Below are 18653 nucleotides of genomic sequence, written 5' to 3'. Positions count from 1 at the left end.
CGGCCACCCCCATCCGCATTCACCCGGCTAGACCCCTGAAGGCAGGTTCCCGTGGTCAGTTCCATCGACGGTCTCGTCAGCGGGCTCAGCACGTCCTCGATGATCTCGCAGTTGATGCAGGTCGAGGCCGCCCCGCAGGACAAGCTCAAAGCGAAGGCGCAGACCGCGCAGAGCGCGCAGAACGCCTACCAGTCGGTCAACACCAAGCTGAAGGCCATCAAGACGGCCGCGGACGCGATGCAGTCGCTCGCCACCTGGCGATCGCTCAAGACCGAGTCCACCTCGACGAGCGTCACCGCCGCGGCCACCGGTGGCATGTCCGGCATGTCCGGCAGCCTCACCTTCGACGTGGATCAGGTGGCCCGGGCACAGGTCAGCGTCGTCAAGAACATCGACACCACCGCGAACACCTATCCCCGCTCGTTCACGATCACGAACGGATCGTGGTCGGACAGCGACGCGGACGGTACGAACGACCTGTTCACCGCCGCCGGCGCCGCCACCACGATCACGATTCCCGCCGATCAGGAGCCCACGGCCGCCAACATCGCCGCCGCTGTCAACGCGGCCGGACTCGATGTCCGCGCGACCGTGGTCAACACCGACGGCGCCAACGGCGTGCTCCAGTTCTCCGGCACGAAGACCGGCGCCGGCAACGGATTCCAGGTGGATCTCAGTGCGGGTGGCCTCACCGCCGAGGACACGCCCTCGCAGAGCGCCCTCCTCAGGGTGAACCCGGGCACCGCAGCGGAATACGCGGTCAGCAGCGACACGAACACGTTCAGCGGGCTGATGCCGGGCCTGGCGATCACGGCCACCAAGAAGGAGGCCGGCGTCACCGTCACGGCCACCTCGGACGCCGGGGCCGTCACCGCGAAGATGCAGGCGATGGTGGACGCCATGAACGCGGCGCTCACCGAGGTCAAGACGCAGACCGCGTACAACGTGGGGACGAAGAAGGGCTCGCCGCTCACCGGCGACTCCACCGTGCGGGAGATGAGCCAGGCCATTCTGGGCACGGTGAGCCGGGGGCTGACCTACGACCGGACCCTGCCCGACCAGACCACCGAGACGGTCGACTTCGGCAGCCTCAGCCAGTTCGGCGTCGGGCTGGACCGCGACGGCAAGGTGACCTTCGACGCGGCCAAGTTCACCGCCGAATACAACAAGGACCCGCAGAAGATCCAGCAGGTCAGCAGCGCGTACGCCGGCCAGGTGGAGGCTCTCGCCGACAAGCAGTCCACGGTGATCACGAATGCCGTCACCGGCCGCAAGAACGAGATCGACTCGCTGAACGACCAGATCAGCAGCTGGGACGTCCGGCTGGTGAGCAAGCGTGAGGCGCTGCAGAAGCAGTACTCAGGCCTGGAGGTCGCGCTCGGCAAGCTCCAGAACCAGTCGAGCTGGCTGTCCGGGCAGCTGGCGGGCCTGATGTAACGGATCCGCGACACCGACTCCCGCCCACACCTGACCTAGGGGACCGATAACCGTGACCAACCTCCGTGACCGCTACCTGCAGGACTCGATCAACACGGCTTCGCCGGCGAAGCTGCTGATGATGCTCTACGACCGGCTCGTGCTGGACCTGATGCACGGCGAGGAGGCCCTCCGCGGCGGTGACCGGGAGGCGGCGAACAACCGGATCGGCCACGCGCAGGAGATCGTCCTGGAGCTGCACGCCAGTCTCAAGATGGACGCGTGGGACGGCGCGCCGGGTCTGGCGAACCTCTACGGCTACCTGCTCACCGAGCTGATCGGCGCGAACGTCAAGCAGGACGCCGACCGGGTGGTCGGTTGCCGGAAACTGGTGGAGCCGCTGCGTGACGCGTGGCGCGAGGCCGCTCTGGCCCCGGCATGACGACCATGACGTCGTCGACCGATTGGCGGGGCGCCTGGAGCGCGGCGCTGGACGAGCTCGAGCTGGACGTGCTGACGGTCGAGACGCTGCTCGCCGACGAGCGGCGCCTCCTCGAGACGCCGCCGGCGAACCTGTGGCGTCCGCCGACCGAGCTGGGTGCGCTGCCGCTCGAACTCAGGCCGCGGGCGGACGAGATCCTCACCCGGCAGCTGGCGGTGGCCGAGGAGATCGCCCGGCGGATCACCGCGAACCGGCAGCAGGCGGCGATGACCGCCCGGATCGAGACCGGGGAGGCGGTCAAGCGCCCGGTCTACCTCGACTGCGCCATGTGACAACGGCTGATGAAGGTCCCGTCCCCCGACACGGGGGACGGGACCTTTTCGTGTGCAACCTACCGGCAACCGGTTGGGACTCAGCGGATCGGCGAGTGCGCCGAAGTGCAGGGTACGAGCGACGGATCGCTCGAACGAGAAGCCAAGGATCGGCGACAGGAACGGATCGACGGAGGGAGCCACCTTGTTCGACGACCGCTCGTCGTCCGCGCTGCGGGTCGCGGTGACCGGACTGGCCGTGCGCCAGCAGGCCATCGCCAACAACATCGCCAACATCGAGACCCCCGGCTACCAGGCCCGTAAGGTCAAATTCGAGGAGGCGCTGCAGAGCGCCGTCACCCAGGGCCGGTCACCGGCCGAGGTGACCCCGAGCGTGCTGAGGTCGCTGGAGCCCACCCGGCTGAACGGGAACAACGTCAACCTCGACGAGGAGACGTTGTCGCACATCGACACCACGATGCGTTACAACCTCGCCATCCGGGCGCTGGACGGCAAGTACAGCCTGCTGCGTGAAGCCATCAAGGGGGCCTGACGATGAGTACCTTCAACGCCATCGGGATCGCCGGTACTGGTGTCACGGTCTACCGGAAGTGGCTGGACGCCGTGGCCGACAACCTCGCCAACGCCAACACCACGACCCGGACCAGCGAGAACGCCTTCCAGGCCCGGTACGTCGCGGCCCGCGCCGCACAGGACGGGAACGGGGTCGAGGTCGCCGGCGCCCACTTCGGCAGCCCGGAGGGGGTCCTGGTCCACGAACCGGACAACCCGCTCGCCGACGCCGAGGGTTACGTCCGCCGGCCGGACATCAACATGGGCGACCAGATGGCCCAGATGATGATGGCCCAGCGCTCCTACCAGGCGAACCTTGCGGTCGTCGACCGGGCGCGCGAGACGTACACCGCCGCGATCAACCTCGGGAAGTGATTGTCTTGACCTCACCGATCAGCCCCATCGGCGGCTTCTCCTCCGTCTCCGGCCTCAGCGGTCTCAGCGGTGTCACCGGCGGCTTCAAACTCGGCGGCCTCGGCGGTTCCTCGGAGACCGGGTCCACGCCCTCCGCGGTCGGCCCGAACAGCGACTTCGCCAGCATGGTCGCCAAGGGCCTGGAGAACGTGCAGGCCGCCCAGACCAAGGCCAGCGACCTGGCCGTGCAGGTGGCCGACGGCCGGCTGCAGGACCCGGCGCAGTACACGATGGCCTCCACCGAGGCGGCTCTCGGACTGCAGCTGACCATGGCCGTTCGCAACAAGGCCGTCGAGGCCTTCCAAGAGATCATGAGGATGCAGGCCTGATATGACCGACCGCCTTCCCGCTCCCGTTCGCCGCGTTACGGACACCTTCAAGTCCTTTACACCGGGACAGAAGGCAGTCACAATTTTCGCGGTTCTCGCCATCCTCGTCGGTGGCTACTTCTTCGCCACCTGGGCGGCCAAGCCGTCGTACCAGACCCTCTTCAACAATCTGTCGTCCAAGGACGCCGCTGCGATCGTGGAATCGCTGGAGAAGTCCGGCACCTCCTACGAGCTGGCGAACGACGGCCAGACCATCATGGTGCCGAAGGACCAGGTGAACGAGCTGCGGCTCCAGCTCTCCAGCGAGGGCCTGCCCGGCGACGAGGGCACCGGTTACTCGCTGCTGGACCAGCAGGGCATCACCACCAGCGACTTCATGCAGCACGCCAACTACCAGCGGGCGCTCGAGGGTGAGCTGGCCAGCACGATCAAATCCATCGACGGTGTCGAGGCCGCGACGGTTCACCTCGTGATGCCGCAGGAGGACATCTTCTCCGACGACGAGAAGAAGCCGACGGCGTCGGTGCTGGTCGCCTCGAAGCCGAACGAGGAGCTCGACCAGCAGCAGGTGCAGTCGATCGTGCACCTGGTCGCGTCGAGCGTCGAGGGACTCGACCCCACCCAGGTCACGGTCGCCGGCTCGGACGGGCAGATGCTCTCCACCGGCGGTGGCAACACGGTCGGTTCCGCCGGCGCCGACAGCGGCACCGAGCAGCAGACGGTCGCCTTCCAGAACCGCATGAACACGTCTCTGCAGCGGATGCTCGACAACCTGGTCGGCCCCGGCAACGCGGTGGTCACCACCAGCCCGATCCTGGACTTCGACCAGACCGAGACGCGCAGCAAGAACTACAGCACCGATCCGTCGATGCCCGCCGAGCAGGAGAACATCAAGAGCGAGACCTACGCCGGGACCGGCACCGGTACGGGTGGCGTGCTCGGCCCGGACAACATCCAGGTGCCCAGCGGCGCCGGGGGCGCCGGCCAGTACCAGCAGAAGGACGAGACCCGTACCCGCCGCTTCAACGAGGTGGAGGAGGTGCGCCGGAACGCTCCGGGCAGCATCGAGCGGCTCAACGTGTCGGTTCTGCTGGACAGCGCGGCCGCCGGTGCGGTCAACAAGGAAGAGGTGCAGCAGCTGCTCAGCGCGGCGGCCGGCATCGACCCGACCCGGGGCGACACCATCGCGGTGGCCGCCATGCCGTTCGACGACACCCAGGCGAAGGCGGCCCAGGACGAGCTCGCGGCAGCGGCCGCGGACGAGGAGTCGGCCAAGCGGACCAAGCTGATCCAGACGGCGGTCCTGCTGCTCGTGGTGCTGGCCCTGATCTTCCTGGCCTGGCGGGCCCACCGGCGTGCCAAGAAGCGCCAGCAGCAGCTGACCGACGAGGAGCGTCGTCTTCTCGAGGACATGCAGGCCGCGCTGGAGGCTCAGCGGGCGGAGCTGGAGATCGACGCGCCGCAGCCGCTGGAGCTGCCGGACACGACCAACCAGATCGACGAGGCCCGGGAGGAACGTCGCCGGGAGATCGAGGAGCTGGTCCGGGAGAAGCCCGACGAGACGGCGGCGCTGATCCGCAGCTGGATGTCCTCTGACCCGGTCTAGCACTGAACGGCAGGAGTACCCCGTTGACTACACCGCAGCTAGCCACGATGTCCATGACGGGCGCCCGCAAGGCCGCGATCATGCTCGTCCAGTTCGGCAAGGAACACGCCTCCCAGGTGATGGCGAACCTGACCGAGAAGGAGGTCGAGATGGTGTCCGCCGAGGTGGCTCGGCTGGGCAAGCTCCAACCCGCGCAGGTCGACGACGTGATGGACGAGTTCTACGTCATGGCGACCACCCGGTACGCCGGAGCGGGTGGCATGGATTACGCCCGGGAGCTTCTGGAGGCGTCGCTCGGTTCGGAGCGGGCGGCGCTGATCCTGGACCGGCTCGAGGCGTCGATGGACGACATCCCGTTCAACTTCCTCAGCAACGCGGACCCACGGCAACTGCTGTCCTATGTTCAGTACGAGCACCCGCAGACGATCGCCCTGGTGCTGGCGCACATCCCGTCGGCGCTGGCCTCGTCGATCCTGGCCAACCTGCCGTTGGAGGTGCAGACCGAGGTCGCGCACCGCATCGCGATCATGGACCGGACCTCGCCGGACATCATCCGGCAGGTGGAGAGCGCCCTCCAGCGCAAGCTCTCCAGCGTGCTGCAGCCGGACGAGCTCTCCACGGTCGGTGGTCTGCAACCGCTCGTCGACATCATCAACCGCGCCGACCGCACGACCGAGCGGCTCATCCTGGAGGCCCTCGAGACGCGCAGCCCGGAGCTGGCCGAGGAGATCCGCCGGCGGATGTTCATGTTCGAGGACATCGTGAACCTGGACGACCGCGCGGTGCAGCTGATCCTGCGGCAGGTGGAGCCGGCCGACCTGGCCACCGCCCTCAAGGGTGTGCCGGTGAGCGTGCGGGACAAGGTCACCGGCAACCTGTCCGAGCGCGGGCGGGAGAACCTGCTGGAGGAGATGGACCTGCTGGGCCCGGTCAAGGTCAAGATGGTCGAGGAGTCCCAGGCCAAGATCGTCGGCGTCATCCGCTCGCTGGAGGACTCCGGCCAGATCGAGATCCAGCGTGGTGGCGAGGCCGATGAGCTCATCGCCTGACCGGGTGATCCGCGGGGCGATGGCCGAGAACGCCGCCGCCGCGCGGTTCGCCGTCGATCTGCGGCCCGACACCCCGGTCGACAGCGAAGCCGTCGAGAAGGCCAAACAGCAGGCCCGGACCACCGGTTACGCCGAAGGGTGGGCGGCGGGCAAACGTGACGCCGCGGTGGCCAACGAGGCCGCCGCGGCTCGCGCCGTGGTCGCCGAGGAGGAGCACGAGCATCGCCGCGCCATGGCCCTGGCCCAGGCGGTGAACGCCCTCGGCCGTGCGGTCACCGACCTGGAGGACCAGCTCAGGCCGACCTACACCGATATGCAGGAATTGATCATGGCGAGCGCCTGGGAGCTGGCCGAGGGGATCATCGGCCGGGCCCTGCGGGAGGACCCGGAACGCGGGGCGGACGCCCTGCGACGGGCCATGACCGCCGCCCCGCAACACGCCGACGTGGTCGTCAGCCTGCATCCGGACGACCTCCAGAGCCTGGTCGGCGAGGGCTCCGGGGGCGATTTCGACTATCAGGGGCGGCGGATCGTGCTGCGCCCCGATCCCGGGCTCCGACCCGGTGACGCCGTCGCCGAGACGGGTACCGCAACCGTCGACGCGACCGTCGCCACCGCGATGGACCGCGCCCGGGAGGCCCTGCGGATGTAGAGGATCCGGCAATGACCGATCTGTTCCAGCACCGGCTGCACAGCGCCATCGAGGCGGCCCGCCCCCTGGTCAGTGGGCGGGTGACCGGAGCGGTCGGGTTGCGCGTCACGGTCAGCGGGCTCGAGGCGAACGTCGGTGATTTGCTGCGGCTCGGCGTCGGCAAGGACATCGTGCTGGCCGAGGTGGCCGCGCTGGACGGGGAACGGCTCTCCTGCATGCCGCTCGGCCCGATCACCGGGATCGGCGCGGGCACCCCGGCGGTGAGCACCGGCGGGCCACTGCGCGTCGCGGTCGGGCCCGACCTGCGCGGCCGGATCCTGGACGGGCTGGGCCGGCCGATGGACGGTGGTCCACCGCTGCGCGGGCACCTGGTGCCGATCGACTCGGCGCCGCCCTCGGCCATGGAAAGGCAGCTCGTCGACGCGCCGATGTCCCTCGGGGTACGCGTCCTGGACACCCTCGTCCCGTGCGGGCGGGGCCAGCGCATCGGCATCTTCGCCGGCTCCGGGGTCGGCAAGTCCACCCTGATGAGCATGATCACGCGGGGCACCTCGGCGGAACTGAACGTGGTCGCCCTGGTCGGCGAGCGCGGCCGCGAGGTACGCGAGTTCATCGAACACGACCTCGGCCCGGAAGGGCTGGCCCGCTCGGTGCTGGTGATCGCCACCTCGGACACCCCGCCGCTGGTCCGGCTCCGGGCCGGCGCGGTGGCCACCCGGATCGCCGAGTACTACCGGGACGACGGCGCCGACGTGCTGCTGATGATGGACAGCGTGACCCGTGCGGCGATGGCGCAGCGTGAGGTCGGCCTCTCGGTCGGCGAGCCGCCGGCCACCCGCGGATATCCGCCGTCCGTCTTCGCGATGCTCGCCTCCCTGCTGGAACGGGCCGGGCCGGGCGCCCGGGGCAGCATCACCGGCCTCTACACGGTGCTGGTAGAAGGCGACGACCACAACGAGCCGATCGCCGACGCCGCCCGCTCGATCCTGGACGGGCACATCGTGCTGGACCGTAAGCTCGCCACCGCCGGGCACTTCCCGGCGATCCAGGCGCTGGACTCGATCTCCCGGGTCGCCAACCGGATCACGACACCGCAGCAGCGGTCCGACGCCACCGAGCTGCGCCGGCTGATGGCCGCGCACCGGGACGTCCGCGAACTCGTCGAGATCGGCGCCTACGTACCCGGCACCAATCCGGACGCGGACCGGGCCAACGCGGCCTGGCCGCAGATCGGCGCGTTCCTCCGCCAGAACCTCGACGACCGCACCACCGCCGAGTCCGCCTGGGACGAACTGCGCGCCCTGATCGCCACCACCTGAGGCGGTCACGGATCCGGACATCCGGGCGGGTCGCGGAGTTGAGGTGGGCGAGCGGGGCAGGTCGGGAGCGAAGCGGGTGCAGGACCTCAGCGGAACGGCTGTCTGACCGAACCGGCATGTGAAGGCCCACCCGCCCCGCTAGGAGGCCAACGTTGAATCGTCTGTTCCGGCTGGCGCCCGTACTGCGTGCCCGCAAGGCACAGGAGGACGCCGCTCGCGGCGCCGTGATCCAGTCCCGGGCCGATGTCCGGGACGCCGAGGCCATGGTCCGGCGCCGCAAGCTCGAACTCGTCGGGGCGGACGCTCCGTCCGAGGGCTCCGCCCGTGCCATGGTGGCGGCGCTGGTCGCCCGGCAGTCCCTCGCCGCCGGCCTCTTCGACGCACAGCGGATGGTGACCGCCGCCGAAGAGATCGAGCAGGAGAGACTCGCCGCCCTCGCGGACGCCGCCAAGCGGCGCCGGGCGGTGGAGATGATGGGCGACCGCCACGCGGCCATGGTCAAGGCCCACGACCTGCGGACCGATCAGGCCGTTCTGGACGAACTCGCGGTGACCGCCAAGGCGCGCAGCGCCGCCGGAGACGTCAACGACCCGAACCGGAGCGAAGCGTGACGATGCTGGGTGTCAGCGGGATCCTCTCCCGTGTCACGGAACTGCAGAACCAGCTGGGCCTGAACCCGGCACCGGTCACCGCCGGCGGCGCCTCCGGCACGAAGTTCGCATCGGCGCTGGCCGGAGCCACCGGCACCCTCGGCGGGCCGGCCGTCACCGGCGGACCGAGCGGTGACGACATCGTCGCGGCGGCCAAGAGATATCTGGGTACGCCGTACGTCTTCGGCGGCACCGACCCGGACAAGGGCCTGGACTGCTCCGGCCTGGTTCAGCGGGCCTACCGGGACCTCGGCGTCGAACTGCCGCGAAACTCGTGGCAGCAGGCCCGCGCCGGGCGCCCGGTGGCGAGCCTGTCCGAGGCGAAGCCGGGCGACATCCTGGCGTTCAACTCGCCGGTCGACCATGTGGCGATCTACCTGGGCGACAACCGGATGATCGCGGCGCCGAAGCCCGGTGACCGCGTCAAGATCCAGAATGTGTACGAGACGCCCAGCGCCATCCGCCGGGTCCTCGACACCGTCCCCACCGCCGCGGTGCAGGACATGTCGTCGCTGCGCCCGGCCGGGCTGCGGACCGGCGGCGAACTCGGCGGAGTGCCGTACGCCGACCTGTTCCTGAAGGCCGGCGCGAAGTATGACGTCTCACCGAAGCTGCTGGCAGCGGTTGCCAAGGTGGAATCCGGGTACGACCCGAGGGCGGTCAGCAAAGCCGGCGCCCAGGGCCTCATGCAGCTCATGCCGTCCACCGCCCGCGGCCTCGGGGTGCACGACGCCTTCGACCCGGCCCAGGCCGTGAACGGGGCCGCCAAGCTCCTGGCCCAGCACCTGCGCGAGTTCAAGTCCGTACCGCTGGCCCTGGCCGCGTACAACGCGGGCGGCGGAGCGGTTCACAAGCACAACGGCATCCCTCCGTACGCGGAGACCCAGGCATACGTCCCGAAGGTGCAGAACGCCCTGGCCGCACTCGATCGCTGAGATCGACCCGGGCAGATATCGAAGAGTAGGGAGATCCGATGACCACGCCGAGTTCAGTGACCGGCCCCGACCGCCGACCGGGTACCGAGATCGGCCGCCCGCCGACTGGGCGCCGCAGTGGTGACGGATCGGACTTCGGGTCGGCGCTCTCGAACGAGATGGGCCGATCGACCGATGCGAACGACCAGGATCGCGGCGGCAGCCGGGCCGGTGCCGGCTCGGCTGATTACCAGTCCCTCATGTCCCGGGCCGCGATGTCACGGGCGGCCACCGAACGGGCCGCCGCCGCCACCCGGGCGGCCGCCGCCCGTACAGCCGACAGCCGGGAAACCGCCCAGCGGGCCGCCGTCGCGCGAGCGGCCGAGCGGGCCGCCGCGCGTACAGCCGACAGCCGGGAAGCCGCTCAGCGGGCCGCCGACCGCACCGCCGACAGCCGGGAAGCCGCTGCTGAGCGGGCCGCCGCCATGCGGGCGGCGGACAGGGCCGCCGACCGGCGGTCGGTCGCGGGCCGGAACTCGCCCGGCCGCACCACGTCGGAACGTACCTCGCCGAACCGCACCGCCGATGACCGGAACACCACCGAGCGGGCGACCAAGCAGCGTGCCACGGCGTCCTCCGAGCCGGACCAGACCAGCACCGAGCAGGAGCCGAACGCCGCTGAGACCGGTTCCGTCGCGGCGACGGCCGTCGTTCCGGTGCCGGTCGCGATCCAGGCCATGACCACCGAGCCGCCGCAGGCCGACCCGACCTCGGCCGGCACGGACCAGGTGACGGCACCGACCGGACCGGCTCCGGCGGGCCAGGGCGGCCCGACCGTGCCCGCAACCACCGCCGCCACCGTCGAGCCCGACCAGGTCGCCGTTCCGGGCCAGGACGGCCCGACCGTGCCCGCAACCACCGCCGACGCCGACCAGGTCGCCGTTCCGGGCCGGACGACCGTCGAGGCGGCCGCCGTTCCGGCGAACGGCCTCACCGGGACGGCCACCGGCGCCGTGGCACCCGCCCCGCTGCGGCCGGAGAGCTTGCGCGCCGGCGAGGCCGCCATCCAGGCGACCGCGGACGGCACGGAATCCGCCGGCACCGATCTCGGCACCACCGCGGACGCCTCCGTCCCGACGGCGCCCACCGCTGACACCACGCCCGAGCAGGGTTCCGCCGGACAGGGTGACCAGCAGCCCGAAGCGGGCGGCGGGGCCGGCGCGCCCGCCACCGGACGTGCCGCGGCGGAGTCCGCCACCGCGTTCTCCACGGTTCTTCCCCAGGCCGCCGGACCGGTCGAAGCCGGTCCAGCTCATCCGAGCGTCGCCGGGCTGCCGGGGACGACCGGGCCGCAGGCCACCGCGCCGACCGCCCAGGCCCCGGCCCCACCGGCGCCGCCACCGGCCACCCCGTCCCCCTACGCGGCACAGGTCGCCACCCGGATCATCCCGCTGCGACTGGACGCGGACGGCGTGCACCGGCTGACCGTGCACCTGCACCCCGCCGACCTCGGACCGGTGCAGGTGGTGGCGGAGATCCGCAACGGCGACATCAGCGTGCGGTTGACCGGCGGGACCGAAGCCGGCACCGAGGCGCTGCGGCAGTCCCTCGACGACCTGCGCCGCCAACTGAACGAGGCCGGCTTCAACAACTGCTCACTCGACCTGCGGCAGGGCAGCGCCGAGCAGCAGGCCCGGCAGCAGTTCGCCGAGCACCTCGGCCGGCGCACCGACGGCGGATCCCGGGGTGGCCCGGACACCGGCGCCGAACAACCGGCCCCGGCCACCACGCGCCGGGTCGACCTGGGCAGTGGACGGCTGGACACCCACGTCTAGCGATGTGACCGGCGCCGGCCCGCGGATTCGCGGGCCGGCGCCGGTTGGTTCACCGCGGGTGGTCAGCGTGACTCATCGGGCGCGGAGTCGTACCGCTCGGGTGTCACCACGACGGATGCGGGCGCCTCTTCCTCCTCGACCTTCCGGTAACCGGCGAGGAGGAACCGGAGCCCGGCGAGCAGCACCGCGGCGACCGGCACCGCGATCAGGAACCGGATCAGCACCTGGCGGAGCTCCAGCTCGTCGAGGAGCAGGCGGTACCAGGCCGGCGCGCTGATCAGCAGCGCGAACAGCAGAACCGACGGCCTGATCATCGCGGCGCCCGCTCAACGGCGGCCGGAACGGGTCAGCCGGCGCTGGGCGACCGCGGACGGCATCACCTCGGCCGCGATCCGGGCGCAGAGCATCGCGGCCCAGGCGTGCGGGGTGGCCGGCTTGCCGTCCAGCGAGAAGATCGGCACGTCCAGGCCCAGCACCGAACCCGGATCCGATGTGAGCTCCACGCCGTGCACCACGAGGGCCTCGACGTCGCCGAGACCGAGCAGGTGACGGGCGGTGTCCGCGGTCTTGCGGGTGGCGTCGACGACGGCCCAGAGCGCGGTGGCCCCGAGCGCCTCGCACATGTCGTTGACCCAGAACGCGTCGGTCCCGCCGACCGGGGCGTCGATCACCACCACCCACGGATTGTCGGAGCTCTGGAGCTTCTCGGCCCGCGACTCGGCCGCGCTGCAGCTGGAGATGAGCCGGGACGAGTGCAGCCCGGTCCCCGCCGTGGAGGGCGCCGCCAGCAGCAGATGGGTCTGGTCCACGTGCACCTGGTCGAGGAGCTGCTTGGCGATCGGCACCGCGGCGTGCACCTCACCGGCCAGCACCAGGATCTCGCCGCCGCCGTCCGGGATACCGGGTGCGGCCGGACGGGCGGCCAGGACGCTGAGCACACCGGCGTACGTGTCCCCGCCCGTGATCTTGCGAGCCATCGACTCCGGCATCCCGACCGACATCAGGTTGCGCTGGACCGCATCCAGCTCGCCCTGGCCGACCGCGACCGGAGCCGCAACCGGGACCGGGGCCTCGACCGGAACCGGGGCCTCGACCGGGGCCGATGACGCCGGAACCGGGGAGAGCGGCATCGACTCCTCCAGGCCGTACACCTCGGCGGCCGACCGCATCGGGGCCGGAACCCCACCGAACGTACGCGGAGGCGCCGGCTGCGCCGACACGGGCGCCGCGGCGCGCGGAGTCGCGGCGGCCGCCCGGATCGGTGTCATGGTCCCGCGCGGCTCGGCGGCCTCCCGGTCCCGGCCGGTGGGCCATTCCCCGAAATTCGGCATGGCGGGCAGCTCGGCCGGCGCCGGCCGGAACGGCCGCACCGTGGGTTTGTCCTCGCCGGCCTCGGCATGCCGGGGCTTGGCCGACCGGGGGCTGCCGGGCGCCCGGCCCTCGCCCAGGTGACCGGCGACGTCCAGACCGGCCATCAGCTCGGCGAACGCCGCACCGGTGTCACCCATTCCGGCCTGCCGGCCTTCCTGGCGCGCGGGCCGGTCGGGGACGGCCGCCCTCTCGGTGTTCACCCGGTCCTGGGCTTCGGCCTGTTCGAGCAGGCGCTCGAAGCTGGGTGTGCTGCTCTCGGCAACGGACTGTTGCGCCATGTCCTCACTGTCCTCGTTCGGATCCGGTACCTCGACGGAGAGTTCGAAGTGCTGTTTCGCGAAGAAGCCCCCGATACCACCACTTCGTACCTTGTCGGCGGAGATGATCCGTACGCCTGAGCCGTACTCGTCACGAATCTGAGCCAGCAGTGGCTCGATGGCCGGCCCCTCAAGAAGCACCCGCGTAGGCACCGTTCACCACCCCTATCGTCTCGATCTGTGCGGTGGAACCAGAGATTTCGCTGTACGACAGCACCTGGACCCGGCGTGAGCCGGCCCGCAGCAGTCGCATCAGCGGCAGCCTCAGCTGTGGTGAGCACGCCAGGACCGGATTCAGGCCCTGCTGCTCGGCGGCCTCGGTGAGCCGGCCCGCCTCGCTGACGATCGCCTCGGCACGCATGCCGTCGATCGCCATGAAGGCGCCGGTGTCGCTGGGCCGCAGTGATTCGAGCAGGCTCTGCTCGAGCATCGGGTCGAGTGTGATCACGGTGAGCCGGCCGGCGGCCACGTACTGGGCGGCGATGGCCGGGCCGAGGGCCGCGCGCGCCGCCTCGATCAGGCCGTCGTGGTCGACGGAGACCTTGGCCCGCAGCGAGAGCGCCTCGAAGATGCGCACCAGGTCGCGGATCGGCACGCCCTCGTCGAGCAGCGCCTGCAACACCTTCTGGATCTGGCCGAGGCTGAGCAGCGCCGGGGTCAGTTCCTCCACCACGACCGGGTGGGTGCGCTTGACCATGTCGCTGAGCGCGCGGACGTCCTCCCGGCCGAGCAGGCGGCTGGCGTTGGTCCGGACGATCTCGGCGAGATGCGTGATGATCACCGAGGCCCGGTCCACCACGGTCGCCCCGGAGATCTCGGCCTGGTAGTGCAGTTCGGCGGGGACCCACTTGCCGGCCAGCCCGAAGACCGGTTCGACCCCGGCACGGCCGGGCAGCGCCTGGAGGCCCTCGCCGATGGCGAGCACGGTGCCCGGCGGCGCCTGGCCGGCTCCGGCGTCCACCCCGGAGATCCGGATCGCGTACGAGGAGAGGGGCAGGTCCAGGTCGTCCCGGGTGCGGACCGGCGGCATGATCACGCCGAGTTCCATGGCCATCTTGCGGCGCAGGGCGCGGACCCGGTCGAGCAGGTCGCCGCTGTTGACGTCGACGAGGTCGACCAGATCCGGGGCGAGCGCCAGCTCCAGCGGGTCGATCCGCATCTCGCCGAGCAGCTGTTCCGGGCTGTCGGGTGCGGGCAGGTCGGAGCCCTCCGCCGCGACGCCGTGGGTGTCGACCACCTCCGGCTCCGGGTCCTTCACCCGCTGGGCGATCAACAGCACCGCCCCGCCGACCAGCAGAAAGGGAAGTTTCGGCAGGCCCGGGATGATGCACAGGGCGATCGCGGCGCCGCCGCCGATGCGCAGCGCGAGCTTGTTCTGGCTGAGCTGGGTGGTGACGCTCTGCCCCATGTCCCCGGTGGTGGCCGAGCGGGTCACGATCAGACCGGTGGCGACCGACAGCAGCAGTGCCGGGATCTGCGAGACCAGGCCGTCGCCGATGCTCAGCATGCTGTAGTGGTTCATCGCGTCGGCCGGGGACATGCCGGCCTGCATGATGCCGACCGCGAAGCCGCCGACCAGGTTGATCACCGTGATGATGATGGCCGCGATCGCGTCGCCCTTGACGAACTTGGACCCACCGTCCATGGCGCCGTAGAAGTCGGCCTCGGCGGCCACCTCGGCGCGGCGCTTCTTGGCCTCGGCGTCGTCGATCAGACCGGCGTTGAGGTCGGCGTCGATGGCCATCTGCTTGCCGGGCATGGCGTCGAGGGTGAACCGGGCGCCGACCTCGGCGACCCGCTCGGCCCCCTTGGTGACCACGATCATCTGGACGATCACCAGGATCGAGAAGATGACCAGGCCGATGACCAGGTTGCCGCCGACGACGAAGCTGCCGAACGCGTGGATCACCTTGCCGGCGTCGCCGTCGCGCAGCACCAGGCGGGTCGCGCTGATGTTGAGGGCGAGCCGGAACAGGGTCAGGACGAGCAGCAGCGCGGGGAAGATGGCGAAGTCGAGCGGTTTCTGCACGAACATCGAGATCAGCAGCACCAGCAGCGCGGTCGTGATGTTCACGGCGATCAGCAGGTCCAGCAGGAAGGTCGGCAGCGGGACGACCATCATGATGATGATGCCGACGACCCCCACGGGTACGGCGAGCCTGCCAAGCTGCTTCGTCTTCACGGCACCTTCCGAGCGTGGGCAGTCCGGTGATCGTCCGAGCCCCGCCGACGCCGTCCTGGCATTGGTCCGACCGGCGTTTCGGCGCCGTCACTGAGGCCGCTGTGGCACCGCCACGCACCGATCTTCCCTGCTCTTGCACCGCGTTGTGAGGAAATCTCCGGATTTGGTAGTTATGCCGCAGCTGGGGTGGGGTTCGGGTTGCGGTGGAAACCAGCGGCCGCCCCACGCGCCTTCAGGCTCATCACGAACGCCAGCACCTTCGCCACCGCGCCGTAGAACTCCGCCGGGATCTCCTGACCGATCTCGCAGTCCTTGTTCAGCGCCCGGGCCAGCGGGACGTCCTGCACCATCGGGATCCGGTTCTCGGTCGCGAGGTCGCGGATCTTCGCGGCCAGCGGGCCCTGCCCCTTCGCCACCACCCGCGGTGCGCCCTTCTCCGGCTCGTACCGCAGCGCCACCGCGATGTGCACCGGGTTGACCACCACCACATCCGCGGTCGGCACGTCGGCCATCTGCCGGTTCCGGGCCATGGCGTGCTGCTTGGCCCGGATCTGGGCCTTGATCAGCGGGTCGCCCTCGGTGTTCTTGTGCTCCTGCTTGACCTCTTCCTTGCTCATCCGCAGCTGCTTGTTGGTGCGGCGCCGCACCACGAAGTAGTCGGCCGCGGCCATCACCAGGCCGGGCGCCCCGGCCGCCCCGCTGAGCTGGGTCGCGGCGGCCGTGTTGAAGCCGATCAGGGACCGCAGCGGCAGCTGGCCGGCGGTCATCAGCGTCGGGACGATGTCCTGCATGATCAGGTAGAGGACGACCGCGAGCACCGTCGTCTTGACCAGCGCCTTGACGCCCTCCCAGAGCCCCTGCGGGCCGACCATCCGCTTGATGCCGGTGAACGGGTTGAGCCGGTTGAACTTGGGTTTGAACAGCTTGGTGGCGACCCGGATGCCGCCCTGCGCGCCGGCCGCCACGATGCCGACCGCCATCATGGTCAGCGCCAGCGGCAGCACCGTCCAGGCCGCGCCCATCAGTCCGTCCTTCAGGATGCCGAGGGCCGTGGCGGGGTCCGGATCGGCGATCGTCTCCGGGACCTTCGCCATCACCTCCTGGGCGTGCTCCATGGCCTTGCTCAGGGTGCGCGGGAGGATGATGCTGGCGGCGAACATGCCGGCCCAGGCGCCGAGGTCCTGGGTGCGGCCGATCTGCCCCTCCTGCTTGGCCTTCTTGAGCTTTTGGGCAGTGGGTTGCTCGGTCTTCTCGCCGGACACGTCTCACCTCCTCGGCCCCGGGGCGCCGCGCGCCTGTCAAAGGCCTTTTCGGCGCACCTCAGCCGCCACTGAGCCGCACCACCATCGTGACCGCCTGGTCGATCAGTTTGTCCAGCACCCCCGGCAGCATCATGATGGCGATGCCGGAGAGGGTGACGACCAGGAAGATCTTGATCGGGAATCCGAGCTGGAACACGTTCAGCGCGGGCGCCACCCGGTTCAGCAGGCCCAGCGCGACGTCGGCCAGGAACAGCACCGCGATCAGCGGCCCGGCGATCTGGACCGCGGCCAGGAACATCTCATCGATCCCCCGGATCAGCACCTGGCTGAACGTCTCCATCGAGAAGACGGTGTCCAGCGGCAGGGTCTCGAAGCTCTGCAGGAAGCCACGCAGGATGATCTGGTGCGCGTCGCTGGCGAACAGGAGGGTGAGCGCCACCAGGTTGTACAACCGGCCGAAGATCGAGCTGCTGCTCTGCGAGAACGGGTCGTAGCTCGACGCCAGGGTGAAGCCGGAGAAGAGGTCGAGCAGGTCACCGGCGGCCTGGAGGGCGGCGAAGAGCAGCGCGGTGATGAAGCCGAGCGCGGCGCCGATGAAGACCTGGAGGAGCGCGCTGGCGATCAGATCCATCGTCTCCAGCGACGGGACGGTCTGCCGCAGGTACGGCGCCATCGGCAGGGTCAGGCCGACGGAGAGCAGCGCCTTCACCGGTCCCGGGATGAACCGCGAGTTGAACGGTGGGCACACCATCAACCACGCGCTGGTTCGCACGACCCCCAGCATGAAGGCCATGAACTCCCCGATCGGGATGTTGAAGTTCATCGCCTCAATACGACCCCACCAGCGCCGTGATGATCAGGGCCCACCCGTTGACCAGCACGAACAGCAGAAGCTTGAACGGCAGCGCCACCGTGACAGGGGGCAGCATCATCATGCCCAGCGACATCAGGGACGCCGATATCACGAGGTCGATGATCAGAAACGGGATGAAGATGACGAACCCGATGATGAACGCGGCACGCAGCTCGGACAGCACGAAGGCCGGGATCAGGGTGACCAGCGGAACGTCGTCGATGTTCTCCGGCTTCTCCTGACCGGCCGCCTTGGTCAGCAGGGCGATCTCGTCCGGGCGGGTCACCTGGTACATGAACTCCCGCAGCGGCTGAACCCCGTCCTCGAACGCCTCGGACTGGGTCTTCTCACCGTTGAGGTAGGGCTGGATGCCCTCCTGGTTGATGGCCGAGAGGGTCGGTCCCATGATGAACATGCTCAGGAACAGCGCCAGGCCGGCGAGTACCTGGTTCGGCGGCATGCTGGTCAGGCCGAGCGCGTTGCGGGTGATGCCGAGCACCATGAAGATCTTGGTGAACGACGTGCAGAGCAGCAGGAGGGCCGGCGCCACCGAGAGCACAGTCAGCGCGAGGACGATCACCAGGGACGCGGGTGGGCCGCCGTCGGGATTCGTACCGTTGATCTGGATGTCGACGCTCGGTGGCGACGGAGTCGGCGCGGGAGCCGCCGCGGCGACCTCCGGCAGCAGCACCAGGGTGGCCACCATCAGCAGCAACGGGATCGCGCGCCGGCTCATCGGATCATCGCCTCGTCGTTCGATCGCGCAGGAACTCGATCGCCGAACCCCAGGTCCGCCGGGAGAGCACCGAACCCTCCAGCCGGCCGTGGTGGCCCGCCGGATGCCGGCCGGGCAGCTCGTCCGGCGCCACCTTGAGAACGTCCTGGTGCTCCTCGCCCGGCTCGGCCTCGAAGGCGTGTATGTCGGTTTCGCCGAGGAGACTCACCCGCTGCTCGGTGATCCCCACCACCAGCGCCCGATCCGCCACCCGGATCACCGCCACCGCCGCGCCCCGGCTGAGCGGCTGGCGGTGGAGCACTGCCAGCGAGCCGGCGCGGCGGGCGGTGTACGGCCTGCGCATCATCCTGGCCAGCAGCCACATCAGCAGCAGGACGACCAGCAGGGCCAGGATCATCCGGAGGGCGGAGGGGATCAAGACG

General features: G+C 70.2%; 20 protein-coding genes. 13 read left to right on the top strand and 7 right to left on the bottom strand.

Annotated features, from left to right (window positions below):
• The first annotated feature begins 51 nt into the window (after window positions 1-51).
• The 13 genes from fliD (at window position 52) to KZ829_RS43790 (ending at window position 11510) form a co-directional block, all read left to right on the top strand.
• Window positions 52-1437, top strand: a complete 1386-nt coding sequence (gene fliD / locus KZ829_RS04395) for a flagellar filament capping protein FliD (protein ID WP_220142556.1) — start codon at window positions 52-54, stop codon at window positions 1435-1437.
• 52 nt (window positions 1438-1489) lie between these two features.
• The gene (fliS, locus tag KZ829_RS04390; RefSeq protein ID WP_308285333.1) at window positions 1490-1858 is read left to right on the top strand and encodes a flagellar export chaperone FliS; all 369 of its coding nucleotides are present in this window, start codon (window positions 1490-1492) and stop codon (window positions 1856-1858) included.
• A 5-nt stretch (window positions 1859-1863) separates the two neighbouring features.
• Window positions 1864-2190, top strand: a complete 327-nt coding sequence (locus tag KZ829_RS04385; RefSeq protein WP_246635064.1) for a hypothetical protein — start codon at window positions 1864-1866, stop codon at window positions 2188-2190.
• 184 nt (window positions 2191-2374) lie between these two features.
• Window positions 2375-2722, top strand: a complete 348-nt coding sequence (gene flgB / locus KZ829_RS04380; protein WP_220142554.1) for a flagellar basal body rod protein FlgB — start codon at window positions 2375-2377, stop codon at window positions 2720-2722.
• Between the two features lie 2 nt (window positions 2723-2724).
• A complete protein-coding gene (locus KZ829_RS04375) occupies window positions 2725-3117 on the top strand; it encodes a flagellar basal body rod protein FlgC (protein ID WP_220142553.1) in 393 nt (130 codons plus the stop codon).
• On the top strand, window positions 3114-3485 hold the full coding sequence (gene fliE / locus KZ829_RS04370; RefSeq protein ID WP_308285332.1) for a flagellar hook-basal body complex protein FliE: 372 nt from the start codon (window positions 3114-3116) through the stop codon (window positions 3483-3485). Before KZ829_RS04375 ends, fliE begins: the two co-directional genes overlap by 4 nt.
• A gap of 1 nt (window position 3486) precedes the next feature.
• Window positions 3487-5091 (top strand): flagellar basal-body MS-ring/collar protein FliF, encoded by a 1605-nt coding sequence (gene fliF / locus KZ829_RS04365; RefSeq protein WP_220142551.1) that lies wholly within the window; start codon window positions 3487-3489, stop codon window positions 5089-5091.
• Between the two features lie 47 nt (window positions 5092-5138).
• Entirely contained in the window at window positions 5139-6140 is a 1002-nt protein-coding gene (fliG, locus tag KZ829_RS04360; RefSeq protein WP_246635063.1) for a flagellar motor switch protein FliG, read from the top strand.
• Window positions 6124-6792 (top strand): FliH/SctL family protein, encoded by a 669-nt coding sequence (locus KZ829_RS04355; protein WP_246635062.1) that lies wholly within the window; start codon window positions 6124-6126, stop codon window positions 6790-6792. The genes fliG and KZ829_RS04355 overlap by 17 nt, the downstream gene beginning before the upstream one ends.
• 11 nt (window positions 6793-6803) lie before the next feature.
• Window positions 6804-8111, top strand: a complete 1308-nt coding sequence (locus KZ829_RS04350; protein WP_220142549.1) for a FliI/YscN family ATPase — start codon at window positions 6804-6806, stop codon at window positions 8109-8111.
• Between the two features lie 152 nt (window positions 8112-8263).
• Window positions 8264-8722, top strand: a complete 459-nt coding sequence (locus tag KZ829_RS04345) for a flagellar FliJ family protein (protein ID WP_220142548.1) — start codon at window positions 8264-8266, stop codon at window positions 8720-8722.
• A 2-nt stretch (window positions 8723-8724) separates the two neighbouring features.
• Window positions 8725-9696 (top strand): transglycosylase SLT domain-containing protein, encoded by a 972-nt coding sequence (locus tag KZ829_RS04340; RefSeq protein ID WP_220142874.1) that lies wholly within the window; start codon window positions 8725-8727, stop codon window positions 9694-9696.
• Between the two features lie 38 nt (window positions 9697-9734).
• Window positions 9735-11510, top strand: coding sequence for a flagellar hook-length control protein FliK (locus KZ829_RS43790; protein ID WP_220142547.1), 1776 nt, complete (start codon window positions 9735-9737; stop codon window positions 11508-11510).
• 62 nt (window positions 11511-11572) lie between these two features.
• On the opposite strand, the gene KZ829_RS04330 is transcribed toward KZ829_RS43790, so the two are convergent.
• The 7 genes from KZ829_RS04330 to KZ829_RS04300 form a co-directional block, all read right to left on the bottom strand.
• Window positions 11573-11824, bottom strand: coding sequence for a hypothetical protein (locus KZ829_RS04330; RefSeq protein ID WP_220142546.1), 252 nt, complete (start codon window positions 11822-11824; stop codon window positions 11573-11575).
• Between the two features lie 12 nt (window positions 11825-11836).
• Window positions 11837-13339 (bottom strand): hypothetical protein, encoded by a 1503-nt coding sequence (locus tag KZ829_RS04325; RefSeq protein ID WP_308285331.1) that lies wholly within the window; start codon window positions 13337-13339, stop codon window positions 11837-11839.
• Complete coding sequence (locus KZ829_RS04320; RefSeq protein ID WP_220142544.1) at window positions 13329-15380, bottom strand: flagellar biosynthesis protein FlhA; 2052 nt, start codon at window positions 15378-15380, stop codon at window positions 13329-13331. Before KZ829_RS04320 ends, KZ829_RS04325 begins: the two co-directional genes overlap by 11 nt.
• Window positions 15381-15550: 170 nt before the next feature.
• Complete coding sequence (locus KZ829_RS04315) at window positions 15551-16642, bottom strand: EscU/YscU/HrcU family type III secretion system export apparatus switch protein (protein WP_220142543.1); 1092 nt, start codon at window positions 16640-16642, stop codon at window positions 15551-15553.
• A gap of 58 nt (window positions 16643-16700) precedes the next feature.
• On the bottom strand, window positions 16701-17465 hold the full coding sequence (gene fliR / locus KZ829_RS04310) for a flagellar biosynthetic protein FliR (protein ID WP_220142542.1): 765 nt from the start codon (window positions 17463-17465) through the stop codon (window positions 16701-16703).
• A 4-nt stretch (window positions 17466-17469) separates the two neighbouring features.
• The gene (gene fliP / locus KZ829_RS04305; protein ID WP_220142541.1) at window positions 17470-18231 is read right to left on the bottom strand and encodes a flagellar type III secretion system pore protein FliP; all 762 of its coding nucleotides are present in this window, start codon (window positions 18229-18231) and stop codon (window positions 17470-17472) included.
• A gap of 4 nt (window positions 18232-18235) precedes the next feature.
• Window positions 18236-18649: a flagellar biosynthetic protein FliO gene (locus tag KZ829_RS04300; protein WP_246635060.1), complete on the bottom strand. Its 414-nt coding sequence runs from the start codon at window positions 18647-18649 to the stop codon at window positions 18236-18238.
• Window positions 18650-18653 lie beyond the last annotated feature (4 nt).

The sequence above is a fragment of the Actinoplanes hulinensis genome (assembly GCF_019429605.1).
GTDB lineage: Bacteria > Actinomycetota > Actinomycetes > Mycobacteriales > Micromonosporaceae > Actinoplanes > Actinoplanes campanulatus.
The sequence above is the reverse complement of the archived record's forward strand: the minus strand, read 5'-3'. Positions and strand labels throughout refer to the sequence as shown.